The 18151-nt window shown below is 74.8% G+C and carries 15 protein-coding genes; 2 read left to right on the forward strand and 13 right to left on the reverse strand.

Annotation, left to right across the window (positions count from 1 at the left end):
- Positions 1–111 precede the first annotated feature (111 nt).
- From topA to bldG, 6 genes are all read right to left on the reverse strand, one after another.
- Positions 112–2994 carry a type I DNA topoisomerase gene (topA, locus tag ACFY4B_RS30555; protein WP_074001774.1) on the reverse strand — a complete coding sequence of 961 codons (2883 nt, stop codon included), beginning with the start codon at positions 2992–2994 and terminating at the stop codon, positions 112–114.
- A gap of 389 nt (positions 2995–3383) precedes the next feature.
- Positions 3384–3842, reverse strand: coding sequence for a DUF3592 domain-containing protein (locus ACFY4B_RS30560; RefSeq protein WP_387973403.1), 459 nt, complete (start codon positions 3840–3842; stop codon positions 3384–3386).
- 229 nt (positions 3843–4071) lie between these two features.
- Positions 4072–5604 carry a methyltransferase gene (locus ACFY4B_RS30565; protein WP_079271961.1) on the reverse strand — a complete coding sequence of 511 codons (1533 nt, stop codon included), beginning with the start codon at positions 5602–5604 and terminating at the stop codon, positions 4072–4074.
- A 263-nt stretch (positions 5605–5867) separates the two neighbouring features.
- Positions 5868–6644, reverse strand: a complete 777-nt coding sequence (locus ACFY4B_RS30570; RefSeq protein WP_387973406.1) for a hypothetical protein — start codon at positions 6642–6644, stop codon at positions 5868–5870.
- Between the two features lie 386 nt (positions 6645–7030).
- Complete coding sequence (locus tag ACFY4B_RS30575; RefSeq protein ID WP_049659131.1) at positions 7031–7450, reverse strand: ATP-binding protein; 420 nt, start codon at positions 7448–7450, stop codon at positions 7031–7033.
- A 160-nt stretch (positions 7451–7610) separates the two neighbouring features.
- Positions 7611–7952, reverse strand: coding sequence for an anti-sigma factor antagonist BldG (bldG, locus tag ACFY4B_RS30580; RefSeq protein WP_049659132.1), 342 nt, complete (start codon positions 7950–7952; stop codon positions 7611–7613).
- 221 nt (positions 7953–8173) lie between these two features.
- On the opposite strand from bldG, the gene ACFY4B_RS30585 reads away from it, so the two are divergent.
- Positions 8174–10603: a DEAD/DEAH box helicase gene (locus ACFY4B_RS30585; RefSeq protein ID WP_387973409.1), complete on the forward strand. Its 2430-nt coding sequence runs from the start codon at positions 8174–8176 to the stop codon at positions 10601–10603.
- On the opposite strand, the gene ACFY4B_RS30590 is transcribed toward ACFY4B_RS30585, so the two are convergent.
- The 7 genes from ACFY4B_RS30590 to ssd form a co-directional block, all read right to left on the reverse strand.
- Positions 10598–11113: an Rv3654c family TadE-like protein gene (locus ACFY4B_RS30590; RefSeq protein WP_387973412.1), complete on the reverse strand. Its 516-nt coding sequence runs from the start codon at positions 11111–11113 to the stop codon at positions 10598–10600. The genes ACFY4B_RS30585 and ACFY4B_RS30590 overlap by 6 nt on opposite strands.
- Positions 11101–11496, reverse strand: coding sequence for a TadE family type IV pilus minor pilin (locus tag ACFY4B_RS30595; protein ID WP_387973415.1), 396 nt, complete (start codon positions 11494–11496; stop codon positions 11101–11103). The genes ACFY4B_RS30590 and ACFY4B_RS30595 overlap by 13 nt, the downstream gene beginning before the upstream one ends.
- Positions 11497–11716: 220 nt before the next feature.
- Positions 11717–12010: a DUF4244 domain-containing protein gene (locus ACFY4B_RS30600; protein WP_079271963.1), complete on the reverse strand. Its 294-nt coding sequence runs from the start codon at positions 12008–12010 to the stop codon at positions 11717–11719.
- Between the two features lie 54 nt (positions 12011–12064).
- Positions 12065–12685, reverse strand: a complete 621-nt coding sequence (locus ACFY4B_RS30605) for a type II secretion system F family protein (protein ID WP_387973418.1) — start codon at positions 12683–12685, stop codon at positions 12065–12067.
- A 152-nt stretch (positions 12686–12837) separates the two neighbouring features.
- The gene (locus ACFY4B_RS30610) at positions 12838–13875 is read right to left on the reverse strand and encodes a type II secretion system F family protein (RefSeq protein WP_387973421.1); all 1038 of its coding nucleotides are present in this window, start codon (positions 13873–13875) and stop codon (positions 12838–12840) included.
- A gap of 148 nt (positions 13876–14023) precedes the next feature.
- The gene (locus ACFY4B_RS30615; protein ID WP_117488511.1) at positions 14024–15361 is read right to left on the reverse strand and encodes a TadA family conjugal transfer-associated ATPase; all 1338 of its coding nucleotides are present in this window, start codon (positions 15359–15361) and stop codon (positions 14024–14026) included.
- Positions 15361–16485, reverse strand: coding sequence for a septum site-determining protein Ssd (ssd, locus tag ACFY4B_RS30620; RefSeq protein WP_074001780.1), 1125 nt, complete (start codon positions 16483–16485; stop codon positions 15361–15363). The genes ACFY4B_RS30615 and ssd overlap by 1 nt, the downstream gene beginning before the upstream one ends.
- Positions 16486–17325: 840 nt before the next feature.
- Between ssd and ACFY4B_RS30625 the strand changes: the two genes are divergently transcribed.
- The gene (locus tag ACFY4B_RS30625; protein WP_074002134.1) at positions 17326–18123 is read left to right on the forward strand and encodes an HAD family phosphatase; all 798 of its coding nucleotides are present in this window, start codon (positions 17326–17328) and stop codon (positions 18121–18123) included.
- Positions 18124–18151: the final 28 nt, after the last annotated feature.

An 18151-nucleotide genomic window follows, 5' to 3' on the forward strand; every position in this document is an offset into this window, starting at 1 on the left:
CTTCCGGATCACGCTCATCACCGGGTTGTGACGTAGCCCGCACGGACCCGACGGACCTCGGGCCCGCACCCCCGGGATCGGGGGCACGGGCCCGGTTGGCGTGACCTGGGATCAGCCCTCGTCGGTGGCGGTGGCCTGGCCGGCCGCCGTCTTGCTCGCGGTGGTCTTCTTGGCCGCCGTCTTCTTCGCCGCCGCCGTCTTGGTGGTGGTGGTCTTCTTCGCCGCGGTCTTCTTCGCGGCGGTCTTGGTCGCCGCGGTCTTGGCGGTGGTCGTCTTCTTGGCCGCGGCCTTCTTCGCCGGGGCCTTCTTCGCCGCCTTCTTCACCGGTCCGCGCGCCCGCTTCTCGGCGAGCAGCTCGTACCCGCGCTCCGGCGTGATGGTCTCGACCTCGTCGTCCTTGCGGAGCGTGGCGTTGGTCTCGCCGTCGGTCACGTACGGGCCGAAGCGGCCGTCCTTGACCACCACCGGGCGCTCGCTGACCGGGTCGTTGCCCAGCTCCTTGAGCGGCGGGGCGGCGGCGGCCCGGCCGCGCTGCTTGGGCTGGGCGTAGATCGCCAGCGCCTCGTCGAGGGTGATCGTGAAGAGCTGGTCCTCGTCGGTGAGCGAGCGGGAGTCGGTGCCGCGCTTGAGGTACGGGCCGTAGCGGCCGTTCTGCGCGGTGATCTCCGCGCCCTCGGCGTCGGTGCCGACCACCCGCGGCAGCGAGAGCAGCCGCAGCGCGTCCTCCAGCGTGACGGTGTCCAGCGACATCGTCTTGAACAGCGAGGCGGTGCGCGGCTTGACCGCGTTCTTGCCGGTCTTCGGCGTGCCCTCGGGCAGGATCTCGGTCACGTACGGGCCGTAGCGGCCGTCCTTGGCGACCAGCATGTTGCCGCTGACCGGGTCCGCGCCGAGCTCGAAGTCGCCGCTGGGCTTGGCCAGCAGCTCCTCGGCCAGCTCGACGGTGAGCTCGTCCGGCGGCAGCTCGTCCGGGATGTCGGCACGCTGGCCGGGCTCGCCCTCGACCGTCGAGGCGCGCTCGACGTACGGGCCGTAGCGGCCGACCCGCAGGGTGATGTCGTCGCTGACCCGGAACGAGCTGATCTCCCGGGCGTCGATCGCGCCGAGGTCGGTGACCAGTTCCTTCAGGCCGCCCAGGTGGTCGCCGTCGCCGTTGCCGGCCTCGGCGGCGCCGCCCGCGGCGCTGCCCTCGCCCTCGCCGAAGTAGAAGCGCTTCAGCCACGGCACGGACTTCGCCTCACCGGCGGCGATCCGGTCGAGGTCGTCCTCCATCTTGGCGGTGAAGTCGTAGTCGACCAGCCGGCCGAAGTGCTTCTCCAGCAGGTTGACCACGGCGAAGGAGAGGAACGACGGGACGAGCGCCGTCCCCTTCTTGAAGACGTAGCGGCGCTGGATGATCGTGTCGATGATCGAGGCGTAGGTGGAGGGGCGGCCGATCTCCCGGTCCTCCAGCTCCTTGACCAGCGAGGCCTCGGTGTAGCGGGCCGGCGGCTTGGTGGCGTGGCCCTCCGGGGTGATCCGGTCGGCGGCCAGCGGGTCGCCCTGGGCGACCTGCGGCAGCCGGCGCTCGCGGTCGTCGAGCTCGGCGTTCGGGTCGTCGGCGCCCTCGACGTAGGCCTTGAGGAAGCCGTGGAAGGTGATGATCTTGCCGGAGGCGGAGAACTCGACGTCCCGGCCGTCGGCGGAGGTGCCGCCGACCCGGACGGTGACGGACTGGCCGACCGCGTCCTTCATCTGGGAGGCGACGGTGCGCATCCAGATCAGCTCGTAGAGCCTGAAGTCGTCACCGGTCAGACCGGTCTCGGCGGGGGTGCGGAAGCGGTCGCCGGACGGGCGGACGGCCTCGTGCGCCTCCTGCGCGTTCTTGACCTTGCTGGCGTAGGTGCGCGGCGCGTCCGGCAGGTAGTCGGCCCCGTACAGCTGGGTGACCTGCGCCCGGGCGGCCGAGACCGCGGTGTCCGACAGCGTGGTGGAGTCGGTACGCATATAGGTGATGAAGCCGTTCTCGTACAGCTTCTGGGCCACCTGCATGGTCCGCTTCGCGCCGAAGCCCAGCTTGCGGCTGGCCTCCTGCTGGAGCGTGGTGGTGCGGAACGGCGCGTACGGCGAGCGGCGGTAGGGCTTGGACTCGACGCTGCGGACGGCGAACGCCGTCTGCTCCAGGGCGGCGGCCAGCTGACGGACCGCCTGCTCGTCCAGGTGCAGGGTGTTCGCGCTGGCGGCCTTCAGCCGGCCGTCCTGGCCGAAGTCGCGGCCGCTGGCGATCCGCTTGCCGTCGACGGCGGCCAGCCGGGCGCCGAAGGTCTCCGGGTTGGCGGCGTCGGCCGGGGTGCGGCCGGTGCCGAAGGTGCCGACCAGGTCCCAGTACGAGGCGGTGTGGAAGGCCATCCGCTCGCGCTCGCGCTCGACCACCAGGCGGGTCGCGACGGACTGCACGCGGCCCGCCGACAGCTTCGGCATGACCTTCTTCCACAGCACCGGCGAGACCTCGAAGCCGTACAGGCGGTCGAGGATGCGGCGGGTCTCCTGGGCGTCGACCAGGCGCTGGTTGAGCTCGCGCGGGTTGGCCACGGCCTCCTGGATCGCCGACTTGGTGATCTCGTGGAACACCATGCGGTGCACCGGCACCTTGGGCTTGAGCACCTGCTGGAGGTGCCACGCGATGGCCTCGCCCTCGCGGTCCTCATCGGTGGCGAGGAAGAGCTCGTCGGACTCCGCGAGCAGCGACTTCAACTTGCTGACCTGGGACTTCTTGTCCGCGTTGACCACGTAGATGGGCGCGAAGTCGTGATCGACGTCCACCCCGAGGCGGCGCACCTCGCCGGTGTACTTGTCCGGCACCTCGGCCGCGGTGCTGGGGAGGTCGCGGATGTGCCCGACGCTCGCCTCGACGATGTAGCCGGGGCCAAGGTAGCCCTTGATCGTCTTCGCCTTGGCCGGCGACTCGACAATGACGAGTCGCTGTCCGTGCGCGGTCTCGCTGCTCGGGGACACCTTCGCTCTTCTCTCCCGGTCCTTATGTGGCTGGTCGGCGCCGGCCGCACGGGCTGCGCTCCGCCCGACCCCTCCACCGTCCCGGGGCTGCCGCGGCACGACACCCCCACCAGCGGAGTGTGACCGTACCCCGGCCACCCTTGTCAAACGGACGGATCCCGCTTTTTCACTTGCCGGCCTCACCGACGCCACTCGAACGGTAACCCGATGACGGAGGTTCGCGCCCCGTGGAGGGGGGCCTTCGGCAGGTTCCGGAGGATGGAATGACGGATTTCAAGATCTGTCAACGGAAAATCGACAGGTGGGCGCGGGATGGCGTGAATCCGCCCTGGGCGCCCGCCCCCGGATCTGCTGCCGGCCTCTCCCGGATCCCTCGCGGAGTGCGGGGCTCAGCCGCCGACCGCGACCAGGAGCCCGGCGCCCGCCGCCAGGCACCCCACGCCCAGGACGCTCCACAGCAGGTCGACGACGGCCGCCCGGCCGACCTCCCCGGGCGCCAGCACCACCCGGCTCGGGCGCTGCGGGTCGTAACAGATCCGCACCGAGGCACCTGGCGCGAAACGGTCCGGACGGCGCAGCGGGGTGTGCCCGCGCGGGCGGGCGATCACGAGCCCCGCGATCCCGCACGCGCCGGAGCCGCCCACCGAGGGCGGCACCGAGAAGGACAGCAGCGGCGCGCTGTCCAGCTGGCCGTGCACGTCGTCCTCGGCCACCACGGTCGCCACCGCCGACGCCCCCCGGCGGCGCACCCGCAGGCGCAGGCCCACTTCGGCGGCGCACCAGAGCAGCAGCACGCCACCGAAGAGGGCGAGCACCGACCCGCCCACCATCGCCGTCGTCGTGTCCACTCTGGCCCCCGGCTCCCCAGCTCTGTCCACAGCCTGTGGACAGAGCTTCACAGCGGAGGACCAACGGGAGACAGCCGCCCGGCGGCGGTCGGACGAACCAGGGGGTACGGACCGGTGAACCGGCCGCGTCGCGGCGGGACCGGTCCCGCCGCGATCAGCGGCTCCGGTCCCGGCGGGGCGGGCCCGGGCGGGGCGGGCCTCGGCGGCTCCGGTCTCAGCGGACCGGGTCTCAGCGGACCGGGTCGATGAACCCCTGCTCGGTCAGCAGGCGCAGCGACTCCGGCACCCGGTCCCGCAGGACCACCCGGTCCTCGCCGAGCAGCCGCGCGATGGCGTCCACGATCTCGCCCGCCGACAGCGTCCCATCGCAGACCCCGACGAAGCCGGCGCCCACGGTGTCCACCTTGGTGGCCCGCCGCATGCCGCGGTTGTGACGCAGGATCACATGCTCCGGGTCCTCCGCACCGGGCGCGCCGACCTGCTCCTGGACCACCTCGTCGGCCAGCACGTAACGGGCCGCGAGCAGGCCCGCGTCGTCGTGCGAGCGGAGGAAGTCCTGCCGGTCGAACCAGGCCTCGATGTGCGGGCCGAGCGGCTGCTCCACCGGGTGCGGCCACTCCTCCACCCGGACGGTCGGACGCTCGGCGCCGCTCGCCCGCAGGGTGATCCAGCCCATGCCGATGCCCTCGACCCGGCCCGCCTCGAAGGCGTCCAGCCACTCGCCGTACCGGGCCTGGTAGTCGCCGCCGGGGCCGCGGTGGTCGCCGCCGTCGCGCAGCCACAACTCGGCGTACTGGGCCACGTCCTGGACCTCGCGCTGGACGACCCAGGCGTCCAGCCCGGTGCCCGCGACCCAGCCCGCCAGCCGCTCGTGCCAGTCCTCGCCCTTGACGTGCTGCCAGTTGGCGAGCAGCTGGCAGTAGCCGCCGGGCTCCAGGTGGTCGGCGGCCGAGCGGACCAGGCCGCGGCACAGGTCGTCGCCGGCCATGCCGCCGTCGCGGTAGGTGAACCGGCCGCCCGGCGAGATCACGAACGGCGGGTTGGAGACGATCAGGTCGAACTTCCGCTCCCCGACCGGCTCGAAGAGGCTTCCGGCGGACACCTCGGTGCTGTCGAAACCGGACAGCGCCAGGGTCAGCTCGGTGAAGCGCAGCGCGCGCGGGTTGAGGTCGGTGGCGGTCACGGTCCCGGCGTGCCGGGCCGCGTGCAGCGCCTGCACGCCGGAACCCGAACCGAGGTCCAGCGCGGCCCGGACGGGGCGGCGCACGGTGATGTTGGCCAGCGTGGTGGAGGCGCCTCCGACGCCCAGCACCAGGTCCTTGCGGGCCACCCCGTGCGCGGTCTCACCGGAGCCGATGCCGCCCGCACCGCCCACCGCGCAGCCCAGGTCGGAGACCACCCAGGCGTCCGAACTGGGCATCCCGGCCACCTCGTTGGCGTACGGCCGGACGTCGACGGTGGCGCGCACCAGATCGCCGTCGGGGCGCAGCCAGCCGTCCGCCAGGCAGTCCTCCACCGGCAGCGCGGCGGCGGCCGCCCGGTACGGGACCGGCTGCTGCAGCAGGAACAGCCGCACCAGCGTCTCCAGCGGGCTGCCACCGCGGGTCGCCCGCAGCGCCGGGACCGCCTCGCTGCGGGCCAACGCCGAATAGCCGGTGGGCCCGAGCAGGTCCAGGCAGCCGTCGGCGGTGAACGAGGCGGCGAGCAGCGCCTCGCGGAACTTGGCGAGGCGGGTCGGGTCGAGAACGGGGCTACTGATCACCCCGCCATTGTCCCCCGCCACCCACCCGGTGGCCGCCGCTGCGCCTCCCGGCCGGCGGACGGAAGCCCGCACCACCCCGCGCGCCCCCTGGAAGCCACCACGCGCCGCCCTGCCGGGGGCACCGAGTCGTTCAGCGGCGGGCCTGCGGCGGGAGCACCCGCTCACGGGACGGCGACTCCGGGGGCGGCGTCTCGCCGTCCCCGTCACCGGGCCCGTCCCCGGTACCGGGGACGGGCGCGTCGGACCCTCCGGTCCGCCCGGGCTCAGCTCGCGCTGGGGGCCGGGTTCGCCGGGGTGGTGGGCGGGGCGGCCGGAGCGGTGCTCGCACCGGCCGCGGCCGGGCTCGTGCCGTCGGTCGCGCCGGGCGCCGGGGTGGTGGCCGGGGCGCTCGGGGTGTCGGTGGCGCCCGGCGCCGGGGTCGTGCCGCCCGGGGCCGGGGTGCCGCTCGCGCCGGCCCCCGCACCGCCGGTGGCGCCGCCGCTCGGGGCGGTGGTCGGGGACGGCTTGCAGCCCTCCTGCTTGGCCATCGCCGCGCCGAGCTCACCGCGCTGGAGCTTGCTCTGCGCCTGGGTGGAGAGCGAGGCCAGCTGCTGCACCTGGTCGGCCACGCTGCGCAGCCCGTCGGCGAACTTGGCCTGGTCGTTGTTGGGCAGCGCGTCCACCTTCTTCTGGACCTCCACGTACCCGTCGGCCGCCTTCTTCAGCTCCTCGACGGTGTCCTTCTGGAGGGCCGCGCCGTCCTGCACCTTGGGTGCCCCGGCCGCGTCGATGGCGGCGGCTATGTCCTGGTTGGTCTTGGCCAGCCGCCCGATGTCCGTGGAGAGCCGCTTCTGGAGGTCGGCCGGGGCCTCGCCGGTCTTCACCTGGCCGGTGTCGGCCAGCGCGGTCTGCGCCTGGGCGATCGGGTCCTTGGCAGCGCCGCAGACGTTCGACGCCCAGGACTCCAGCTGCTTGCTGTTGTTGTCGTCGCCGCCGCAGCCGACGGCGCCGAACGCGAGCAGCACGCCGAGGGCGGGTACGGCCAGCAGTCGCTTGTTCACCGGGAGAAGCCTTTCGGTTCGGTCGTCATCGGTCGTCGAACCTACACGGCCGATGTCCGCCCCCCGATTCGTCCGTCCCCCGATTCCCGGCTCCCCCGCCCTCCAGGGGCCACCCTCTCGACGCCCCGGCCCGGGTCAGGCCCGCTCGTGCTCGTCCCGGCCCTGGCGTTTCGGCGGTGGGGTGCTTCGGCGGTGGGGTGGTCTGCGCGAGCGGCCAGGGCGGCCGCACGGCGCGGATCCGCGTGGACGTCCTCGTCCGCGACGCGGCGAACCGCCGGGATCAGCGGTGTGTCACCGCATGCCCGGGAACAGGACCCCGGCCGCTCTCGGGCGCGAGGAAGCGCCCGCGAGGCGGCGGGGACGCGAGGAGACGTCGAGGCAGCGCCTCAGACCGCGATGGAGGCGACCGAAACCGGCCAGCTCATCCGGATCAGGCCACCGGCCGCGCCGTTGGTGACCTCCAGGTCCTCGACCAGGCCGGTGATCACGGCGAGGCCCAGGGTGTCCTCGTCCGGCTCGCCGCCCTCGGCGTCGCCGGAGGCCGGGACGGCGGCGGGGCCGGCCTCGTCCTCGACCTCGATGAGGAAACGCTTCTCCTGATCGGTCAGCGCGACCCGGACCGCGCCGCCGATGCCGCCGCGCTGGTGCAGTCCGACCGCGCGGGAGCACGCCTCACCGACCGCGAGCCGTACCTCGTCGAGCACCGACTCGTCGACCCCGGCCCGTCTGGCGACGGCCGCGGCGACCAGCCTGGCCGTCCGCACGTGCTCGGGAAGCGCGCTGAATCGAAGTTCGACGGTTGCCATCTCTCCCCCTCGGGGTGCTCCGACCGGGGCCGGAGACCCGGCCCCTGCGGGCCGGCGGAACCGGCCCAGGGGCGCCCGGGGGACGCACCGGGCCACACGGACCCGGGCACCCGGACGCGAAGAACGAGCGGGGCCGGCCGCACGGGCCGGCCCGGCCGCGTCAGTCGGTCGCGTTGACCGCGTCGTCCACCGAGGTGTGGATCGGGAAGACCTTGGTCAGGCCGGTGATGCGGAAGATCTTCAGGATGCGCTCCTGGTTGCAGACGAGGCGCAGCGAGCCCTCGTGGGCACGCACTCGCTTCAGACCGCCCACCAGCACACCGAGGCCGGTCGAGTCGAGGAAGTCAACGCCTTCCATGTCGACGACGAGGTGGTACTTGCCGTCGTTGACGAGCTCGACCAGCTGCTCCCGCAGCTTCGGGGCGGTGTACACATCGATCTCGCCGCCAACCTCGACGACCGTACGATCGCCGACTGAACGGGTCGACAGGGACAGGTCCACGGAACCTCCAGCACCTTGCCTTGCTACGTCATGTGCGATCCTCGGCCGGACGGCCGCCACCGCATGGTCGCGAGCCCGGGCGCGCCCAGCCACGCGTGGCAAGCCTCGGCGCTGCGACCCACGGCCATACGGCCGTCACGGCCACATTCAACCACCTGCGACCATGCCCGCACGATGGCTTACGACGATTCTCCGTCACGCCGGTGACACACTGGGTCCTCATGCCGCCCCGACACAGCCCGCCCGAGGCACTGCTCACGACCCTGGCCGCCGGCCGGGGGCGGTCCGACCGACTCACCCATACGGAGCACCTTCCCGCCCGACCTGCGCGTTATTCACCATGGCCGGACTCGATCCGTCCGGAGGTCGTGGCCGCGGCTCGTGCCGTCGGGGTCGAACAGCCGTGGGCGCACCAGGCAGAAGCGATGAATCTGGCCAAAAGCGGCCAGACTGTGGTGATCGCCACAGGCACCGCCTCGGGCAAGTCGCTGGGCTACCTGGCCCCGGTGCTCAGCGACCTGCTGGACGGCACCGAGGCCCGCAACGGCCGCGGCGCCACCGCGCTCTACCTGGCCCCGACCAAGGCGCTCGCCGCCGACCAGCGGCGCCGGGCCGCCGAACTCGCCCCGCCGAGGGTGCGCGCCGCCCTCTACGACGGCGACACCCCGCCCGAGGAGCGCGAGTGGGTCCGCCAGTACGCCTCCTACGTGCTCACCAACCCGGACATGCTGCACCGGGGCATCCTGCCCGGCCATGCCCGCTGGTCCTCCTTCCTCAAGGCGCTGCGCTACGTGGTCGTGGACGAGTGCCACAGCTACCGGGGCGTGTTCGGCTCGCACGTCGCCCAGGTGCTGCGGCGACTGCGCCGCATCTGCGCCCGTTACGGTTCGTCACCCGCCTTCCTGCTGGCCTCCGCCACCACCGCCGACCCGGCCGCGACCGCCCGGCGGCTGACCGGCCTGCCCGCCGTGGCCGTCACCGAGGACGCCTCGCCGCGCGGGCCGATGGTCTTCGGCCTCTGGGAGCCGCCGCTGACCGAGAACGTCGGCGAGCACGGCGCGCCCGTGCGCCGCACCGCGACCGCCGAGGCCGCCCACCTGCTGACCGAGCTGGTCGAACGGGAGACCCGCACCGTCGTCTTCGTGCGCTCCCGGCGCGCCGCCGAGCTCGTCGCGCTCCAAGCCCAGGACCAGCTCGGCCGCCCGCTCGCCGGACGGGTGGCCGCCTACCGCGGCGGTTACCTCGCCGACGAACGCCGGGCCTTGGAACGCGACTTGCACTCCGGACGACTGCTCGGCCTCGCCTCCACCTCCGCTCTCGAACTCGGCGTCGACATCTCCGGCCTCGACGCCGTCCTGATGGCCGGCTACCCCGGCACCCGGGCCTCGCTCTGGCAGCAGGCGGGCCGCGCGGGGCGGGAGGCCCAGGGCGCGCTGGCCGTCCTGATCGCCCGGGACGACCCGCTGGACACCTACCTGGTGCACCACCCCGAGGCGCTGTTCGCGGCCCCCGTCGAGGCCACCGTGCTCGACCCCGACAACCCGCACGTGCTCGCCCCGCACCTGTGCGCGGCCGCCGCCGAACTCCCGCTCACCGATGCCGACCTGGAGCTGTTCGGGCCGTCCACCGCACCACTGCTGCCGGTCCTGGAGCGGCGCGGCCTGCTGCGCCGGCGCAGTGACGGCTCCTGGTACTGGACCCGTCGCGAGCGCGCGGCCGACGCGGTGGACCTGCGCGGCAGCGGCGGCAGCCCGGTGCAGATCGTCGAGGCCGACACCGGCCGGCTGCTCGGCACGGTGGACGCCGCGGCCGCGCACACCACCGTCCACACCGGCGCCGTCCACCTGCACCAGGGCCGCACCTACCTGGTCCGGGAGTTCGACCTGGAGAACTCCGTCGCCCTGGTCGAACCGGCCGACCCGCCGTACACCACGGCCGCCCGCGACATCACCTCCATCTCCGTCCTCGACACCGACACCACCGTGGACTGGGGCGAGGGCCGGCTCAGCTTCGGCTCGGTGGAGGTGGTCAACCAGGTGGTCGGCTACCTCCGCAAGCGGATCTCCACCGGGGAGATCATGGGCGAGACCAAGCTCGACCTGCCGCCCCGCACACTGCGCACCCGGGCGGTCTGGTGGACCGTCACCGAGGACCAGCTGCTCGACGCGGACATCCCGCCCGACCAGCTGCCCGGCGCCGCCCACGCCGCCGAGCACGCCTCGATCGGGCTGCTGCCGCTGTTCGCCACCTGCGACCGGTGGGACATCGGCGGCGTCTCCGTGCCGCTGCATCCGGACACCGGCCTGCCGACCGTGTTCGTCTACGACGGCCACCCCGGTGGGGCCGGCTTCGCCGAACGCGGCTTCCAGCGGGCGGTCCAGTGGCTGACGGCCACCCGGACGGCGATCGCCTCCTGCGAGTGCGAGCGCGGCTGCCCGTCCTGCGTCCAGTCGCCCAAGTGCGGCAACGGGAACGACCCGCTGGACAAGGCCGCCGCCGTCCGGCTCCTGGACGTCCTGCTGGCCGGGGCACCCGAAGCCACGGAGGCACCGGACGACGGGCCGGGGGCCCCGGACGGGCCGGACGGGCCGGAGGCAGACGGACCGGAAGCGGTCCCGGGACCGGACGGTGGCGCACCGGCCGGTTCATGAGGCCGCCCCCGCAGCCGCGCCCGGAGCCCCGCCCGGCCCGCCCTCCGGCGCGTCCTCCGGGCCGGTGACCGGGGCCCGTACCGGCCCGGCCCGAGCCCTCGCCCGCGCCGGGCCGACCGGCAGTCGGGCCGGGAGCCCGCGGACCTCCACCTCGGCCACCACCTCCACGGCGTCCGCCGACCGGTCGACCGCACAGGACACCAGCCCGGCGCCCTGGACGGCGGCGATCCCGGCGGCCCGGGCGCAACCGCCGTCCCGGTCCAGCAGCAGTCGGTCCGCCGCGGCGAGGGCCGCGAGGTCGGCCGCCGACTCGGCCCGGTGCCGAGCGGCCACCACCGAGCCGACCGCGATCGTCCCGGCGAACACCGCCATGCCCAGCATCGCCAGGGCGAGCAGCCAGACCGTCGCCGAGCCGGCGTCCGGCCCCCGGCCGCCCACCGCGACCGCTCGGGCCGCACGGGCGCGTGCCAGCCGCTCCGCCGCCTCCCGCAGCCCGGTCAGGACGGCCACGGGCCACCACCTGCCTCCGCGCCCGCCACCAGGACGTCCTCCCGGGCCGCCACGGCCGCCGCAGTGAGCCGGACGGCGAGCAGCCCGCCGAGCCTGCCCGGCCCCGCGCACGGCGCCTCCACCTCGACCCGGACCGTGTCGGCCGCCAGGGCGACCCGGACCTGTGCGCCCGGCGGGGCCGCCGCGCGGGCGAGCCCGGCGGCGTCCGCCTCCCCGCGAGCGGCCGCCCTGGCGCCGACCCGGGCGGCGTCCACACAGCGGATCTGCGCGGCCGCCGCGAGCACGCCCCAGATCAGCATCGCCGCGAGCAGGAGAAGCGCCGGCAGTGCCACCGCCGTCTCCGCCGTCACGAAGCCCGCGTCGCCGCGTCGCCCCGGGCGCATCGACCACGCCCGGCCCGGGCCCGTCCTCAGGCCCCTGCCGCCCGCCCGGAGCACGGGCGGAGCGACGCCGGGGCGCGTGCCTCGCGAGACGGGGACAGAACCTTCTCCCGACCGCCCGGCCGGGGGCCGCCGACGACCGGAGGCAGCCCCACGGGGCGCGCCCGCCCCCAGGGGTCCACCGGCCGAAGGCGGCCCACCGGCGGGAGTTCGGCAGCCGGCCTCAGGTCGCATGGAGCGCCCGTACCAGCATGTCGGTCAGCGCACCGGTGATGGCGTCGCTGGTCACCACCTTGTACAGCCCGGCCGCGAGGGCGCACGCGCCCAGCGTCCCGACGGCGTACTCGGCCGTGGTCATCCCGGCGTCCGAGCGGCCCCGGAGGCGCGCCACCCGGCGGACCCGGCGGGCTGCCCAGCGCACCCGACGGGCCGACCGGTGGCTCCTCCGCTGCCACTCCTCGGCCAACGGGCGGAGCGGACGCCCGGCACCGGGCCGAATCGCGATCACTGCGGTCATGAAAACTCTCCTGTCACTCGACATACGACGGCCGCTCGTGCGGCCGACGATCCTTCACATCGCTTGGGCGAAACGGCTAGTGAGGCCGACGACCACCGGCACTACGCCGATCAGGACGAAGGCCGGGAGGAAGCAGAGCCCCAGCGGCGCGGTGGCGAGCACCGCGGCCCGGCGGACCCGGGTGTGGGCCGCACGGGCGGCCGCCGTGCGCTGCCCCTGCGCCAGCCCGATCAGCGGGCCGGCGGCGGGGACGCCGCCGAGGCTGCTGCGCTCCAGACAGCGCGCCAGCGGCGCCAGCGACGGGTGCTGCTCGCCCAGGCGGTGCCAGCACAGCTCCGGTGGTGCGCCCAGGGCCAGTTCGGCCCCGATCGCCGCCAGCCGGGGCCCCAGCGGCGCCCCCACACTTCGACCTACCGCCGAAACGGCCTCCGAGGGGAGCGCCGCCGAGCCGAGGCAGGCCGCCAACAGCTCGGCGCCCAGTGGGAGTTGCCTGGTCAGCAGCTCCTCCTCGCGGGCCGCCCTGCGATCGGCCGGCGAGCGCACCCGGGCCGACCAGCGATGGACGCCCACCGCGAGCAGCACCCCGATGGCCAGCCCGGGGCCGCCACCGAGCAGCACCGCCGCCGTGATCCCGGCGACGCCCGCCACCAACAGCCGTCGGCGACGCTCAACCACCAAGGCAGCAGCCCTGGTTCGCCTTCCGATCCCCTCTCCACCCCAGGCCCGGACGAGCACCCGTCGGCGTCTCCCCCGGCCGCGCACCGACGCCCACCCCGCAGCAACCGCGCCTGCCGTGAGGGCGAAAGCCGCCCACTCGATGCCCCGCATCACCTCGCCCCCGCTTCCGCCCCGCGCGCCCGTGCGCGCACCCGCGACAGCCCGCGGTTCCGCTCGCCCGGTCGAAGAGCGGGCCCCGCACGACCTGAGGCCGCACACCGCCCACCCGGCCCAGCCGGCGCCTCCAGCGCGCCGTGGGCCGCCGCCCGGACGATGCGTGCCGTCCAGAGCACGCCCAGCCCCTCCAGAACCGCCCCCGCCACGAGGCAGCCCAGCCCGGCCGGGGTGTGCAGCAGGACCTCCAGCGGGTGCGCCCCGAGCGCCGCACCGAGGAGCAGCCCGACGCCCGGCAGCGCGGCCAGGGCGGCGATCGTCGCGCGCGGTCCTGCCAGTTCCCCGGCGATCTCCTCCGCGAGCGCCCGCTCGCCGCGCAGCGCCTCCGCGACCCGGTCCAGCGCATCGGCCGACCCCGATCCGCTGCCCTCGGCCACCCGCCAGCAGGCCGCGACGGCCGCGGCACCACTGCCGCCCGGAAGTTCGGCCAGCAGGTGCAGCGCGGCGGGTACGTCCCCGCCGTAACGACCCGCCGCCAGTCGGGCCACCGGCTCCTCACCGAGTCTGCGCAGCCCCTCCGGGTCGGCGGCGAGCCGCGCGGTGACCAGGTGCAGCGCCTGTTCAGGTGTCGCACCACCGCGCAACTCGCCTGCCAGGCCCGTGCAGAGCTCCACCACGGCCGCGGCCCGGTGCCGAGCCTCCACCGCCAGACGTCGCCGCAGCCGCCACCTGCGCAGCGGCAGGACGGCCAGCGCGGCCGCGAGCACCGGCACCGGTGAGGCGGTGGCCTGCCCGGCGGCCAACCCCAGTGGAAGGAGCAGCAGTTCGGGAACCAGGAAGCCCGGCAGCAGCCCCCTGGCCCAGAACCGCACCTCGATCTCCGGGCCGGGCCCCCGCACCGGAGGCCCGCTGCCCGCCAACACCAGCCTGGAGCGCTGCCCGCCCGGCAACTGCCCCTGCACCGCACGCCACGCGGCGACGGCCACCAGGAACAACGCCAGCACCCAGCAGAACGCGAGCTGACTCTGAATCACTTCACCCACCTCCGTTGACCTCGGTCTTTCCGGCCCGCGCCGCCGAGCAGCACCAGAGCTCCCACGGCGCACCCGCCCACCAACAGGGCGAAGGCGACTTCCACCACCCGCACGTCCGCGCCCACCGGCCCGGTCACCGTCACCGCGATCACGGGCGCCCCCGCCCGAGCGACACCCCGCGCGCCGCCAGCAGTCCGACCAGCCGCTCCCACCCCGCACCGGGGCTCAGGCCACCGGACGCCGGGAAGGCCACCGCGGGTGTGGTCACGGCCGACCCGTCACCGGCCCCGGCCAGCGTGTGGATCTCCGCCACCCGGCGCCGCCCCGAGCCCGGATCGCGGACCAGGTGCACCACCACGTCGAGCGCGGCCCGCAGTTGGCCGTGCAGCGCCGTCCGGTCGAGGCCCGCGAGCGCGCCCAGGGCCTCCAGCCGGACCGGCACGTCCGCCGCCGTGTTGGCGTGGACCGTGCCGCAGCCGCCTTCGTGCCCCGTGTTCAGCGCGGCCAGCAGGTCCGACACCTCGGGCCCGCGGACCTCGCCGATCACCAGCCGGTCCGGACGCATCCGCAGCGCCTGGCGGACGAGGTCCCGCAGGGTGAACTCGCCCAGCCCCTCCTGGTTGGGAGGCCGGCTCTGCAACCGGACCACGTGCGGGTGGGCCGGTTGCAGCTCGGCGGAGTCCTCGGCGAGCACGATCCGCTCGTCCGGCCCGACCAGACCGAGCAGGGCCGACAGGAGCGTCGTCTTCCCCGAGCCCGTCCCGCCGGAGACGAGCAGCGACAGCCGGGCCCGCACGATGCCCGCGAGCAGTTCCGCACCCTCTGGTGGCAGCGACCCGCCCGCCACCAGCTCGTCGAGCGTGAAGGGCCGGGGGCGGCAGACCCGCAGCGAGATGTGCGTGCAGCCGGCCGCGATCGGCGGCAGTACGGCGTGCAGCCGGGTGCCGTCCGGCAGCCGGGCGTCCACCCACGGGCGGGCGTCGTCCAGCCGCCGGCCGGCCGCCGTGGCCAGCCGGTGGGCCAGCCGCCGCACCGCCTCGGCGTCGGCGAAACGGACTCCGGTGGTTCGCTGCAGGCCGCCGCCACGGTCGACCCACACCTCGTCCGGACCGTTCACCAGGACGTCCGTGACGTCGGGCGCCGCCAGCAGCCGGTCCAGCGGGCCCGCACCCACCAGTTCGGCGCGCAGCGAGCGCACGGTGTCCAGGACCTCGTCCCCGCCGAGCGGCGGGCGGGTGGCCCGCAGCGCGGCCGCGACCGAGCCTGCCGTCGGAGCGGCCCCCGACTCGGCCAGCCGCAGCCGGACCGCGTCCACCAGGGCCGCCGCCCGCTGCTCGCGGGCCGTACGACCGTACGGACAGGGCCCGTGCCCGGGCTCCGGCGGCCCGCCGGGCGGCGGCACGCTCCGCAGCGGCCGGTGCTCCCGCGCACCGCCGCCCGGACCGGGCGATCCGCTCCGAAGGACCGTTCTGCGCAGACGGACCATCAGTACACACCTCCTCCGGCCACCGGCACCGGCGGCAGCACCTCGGTCAGGAAGCTCGCGCAGAAGCGCGCGAGCGGGCCGCCCTCCCGGCTTCCGGGCGGGACGCCCTTCACGACGTCCTGGGCCAGGCCCGGCTCCGGCTCCAGCTCCCCCGCCAGCGGCAACCGCAGCCCGCGGACGATCTGCCGGGCCGGGAGCCCGCCGGCCCGCACCGGCCGCACCACGGCCCGGACGTCCCCGAGCCGCATCCGGGCCGCCGCCGCGACCCGGTCGGCGGCGGCGACCGCGCGCAGCTCGGCCGACACCACCAGGAGCGCCAGGTCGGATTGCTCCAGCGCCTGCCCGGCGGCCGCGTCGAGGTGCCGGGGCACGTCGACCACCACCAGCCCGCCGCGCCGTCTGGAGGCGGCCAGCACGCTGCGCATGGCCTCCGGCGGCACCGTCAGGGTGTCGCCGCGGTCCCAGGACAGGCAGGACAGCGCGGAGAGCCGTTTGAGCGCGGGCAGCGCCCGGGCCAGCTCGGCCCCGCTGACCCGCCCGCGGGAGCCGGCCAGATCGGGCCAGCGCAGCCCGCTGACCCGCTCGCCGCCGAGCAGGATGTCGAGGCCCCCGCCCAGCGGATCGCCGTCCAGGAGCATCGTCCGTCGGCCCGCCCGCGCGGCCGTGACCGCCAGCGCGCAGGCCAGGGTCGAGGCCCCGGCGCCGCCGGACCCGCCGAGCACCGCGACGGTGACCGCCGGGCAGCCGACGCCCTCGGCCGCGTCGGCGATCCGGTCGAGCAGCCAGGCTTCGGCGTCGGGCAGGAACAGCACGTGCTCGGCCCCGAGTTGGACGGCTCTGACCCACACCCCGGGGTCGTCCAGGTCCAGCCCGAGCAGCAGCACTCCGCCGCGCCGCCCCAGCCCGGAGCAGCGGACGGCCTGGTCGTCCCCGACCAGGACCAGCGAGGCCCCTTCCCAGAGGTCCCGCGTCGGCGGCGCGCCCCGGACCAGCCTCGGCTCGGTGCCCGCCGCCGCGCAGATCCGCAGCAGGTGCTCGGCCAGGCCCTCGTCCTCGGTGACGACGAGCGGCCCGGCGACCGCGGGGCCCTCGGCGGTGATGTGGTCGGCGATCGGCGTCGACATGGTTGCTCCCCTCCGCGCCGCCGACCACCGGAGGTGGCCGACGGCGCACGTCGGACGGTTCCGGCGGACGGCCGCCCGACAGGCCTCTGAGGGAGGAAGGGGGTGAGGCCCTGCCCGGCGACCGCCGCCGGTCATCACGGTGGGGGGAGATCCGGATTTCGTCATCCGGGTTCCGATTGCCTGTGGATAACTCGTGTGCTGTGGAGGAAAACGTTCACCCGGGCGGGGGGCTATTCGGCGAAGAATTGACGAAAGGGGGTCACCGAGATGAACCGGCGACCCGCCCCGTCCCGTTCAGCCGTTCTCCCGACCTCCGCCCGCCGCCTTCCGGACACCGCTTCCGAACGGCTTCCGAACGGGCTCGCACCACCGATCGGAACCAGCCGTTCGATCCTCGACGGGCATGAGCAAATGGCGACACAGAGTGACGAAAGTCGATCGACGGGCCGGAGCGGCGACACCCCCTGTAAGCCGTCGACACGACGGCGGCGCACCCGCGGCGAGGGGCGTTCAAGCCCTGAAAATGGCCCCGGACGTGCGACGACCCCCGCCGGGGGGGAGAGCGGGGGTCGTCTATCCACAGCCCGGCTCGGGGGGGAGGAGCCGGACCGGGTTAGCACGGTCGCGAACGATCCGTGACTTCCATGGTGTACCCGAGCGGCCAGAAACACAAACCCGCACGCCCGCGAGTACGCCGAATGGCGGGGTCTTTTGCGGCTCCCTCTATCCTCGGTTCCCGTGGACACCACCGAGAACGCCGACGACTACGCCGACGAGTCCCAGGGCGACGCCACCGGGCCCGAAGAGCTCCGCCCGCCCGTTCGCCCCCGACCCGGCGGGCTGCGCACCGCGGCCTTCTTCGACCTCGACAAGACCATCATCGCCAAGTCGAGCGCACTGGCCTTCAGCCGCCCCTTCTACCAGGGCGGACTGATCAACCGTCGGGCCGTACTGCGCAGCGCGTACGCCCAGTTCGTCTTCCTGGTCGGCGGCGCGGACCACGACCAGATGGAGAAGATGCGCCAGTACCTCTCCGCGCTCACCCGGGGCTGGAACGTCCAGCAGGTCCGCGAGATCGTCGCCGAGACCCTGCACAACCTGATCGACCCGATCATCTACGACGAGGCGGCCTCGCTGATCGAGCAGCACCACGCGGCCGGCCGGGACGTGGTGATCGTCAGCAGCTCCGGCTCCGAGGTGGTCGAGCCGATCGGCCGGCTGCTCGGCGCGGACCACGTGATCGCCACCCGGCTCCAGGTCGAGGACGGCTGCTACACCGGCGAGATCGAGTACTACGCCTACGCCGAGAACAAGGCCGCCGCCATTCGGGAGTTGGCCGCGACCGAGGGCTACGACCTGGCCGCCTCCTACGCCTACAGCGACTCCTCCACCGACCTGCCGCTACTGGAGGCGGTCGGCCACCCGTCGGCGGTCAACCCGGACCGCGCGCTGCGGAAGGAGGCGCAGGCCCGGGAGTGGCCGGTGCTGGTCTTCGACAAGCCGGTGGAACTGCGGCGCCGACTGCCCGAGTTCTCGGCCCCGAGCGGCTCGGTGCTGACCGCGGTGGCGGTCGGGACGGCCGTGGTGACCGCCGGGGTGATCTGGTACCTGGCCCGCCGGAGGCGCCCCCTCGCCTGAGGCGGGCGGCCCGGCAGTCCTTGGACAA

The organism is Kitasatospora sp. NPDC001261 (assembly GCF_042896795.1).
Taxonomy (GTDB): domain Bacteria; phylum Actinomycetota; class Actinomycetes; order Streptomycetales; family Streptomycetaceae; genus Kitasatospora.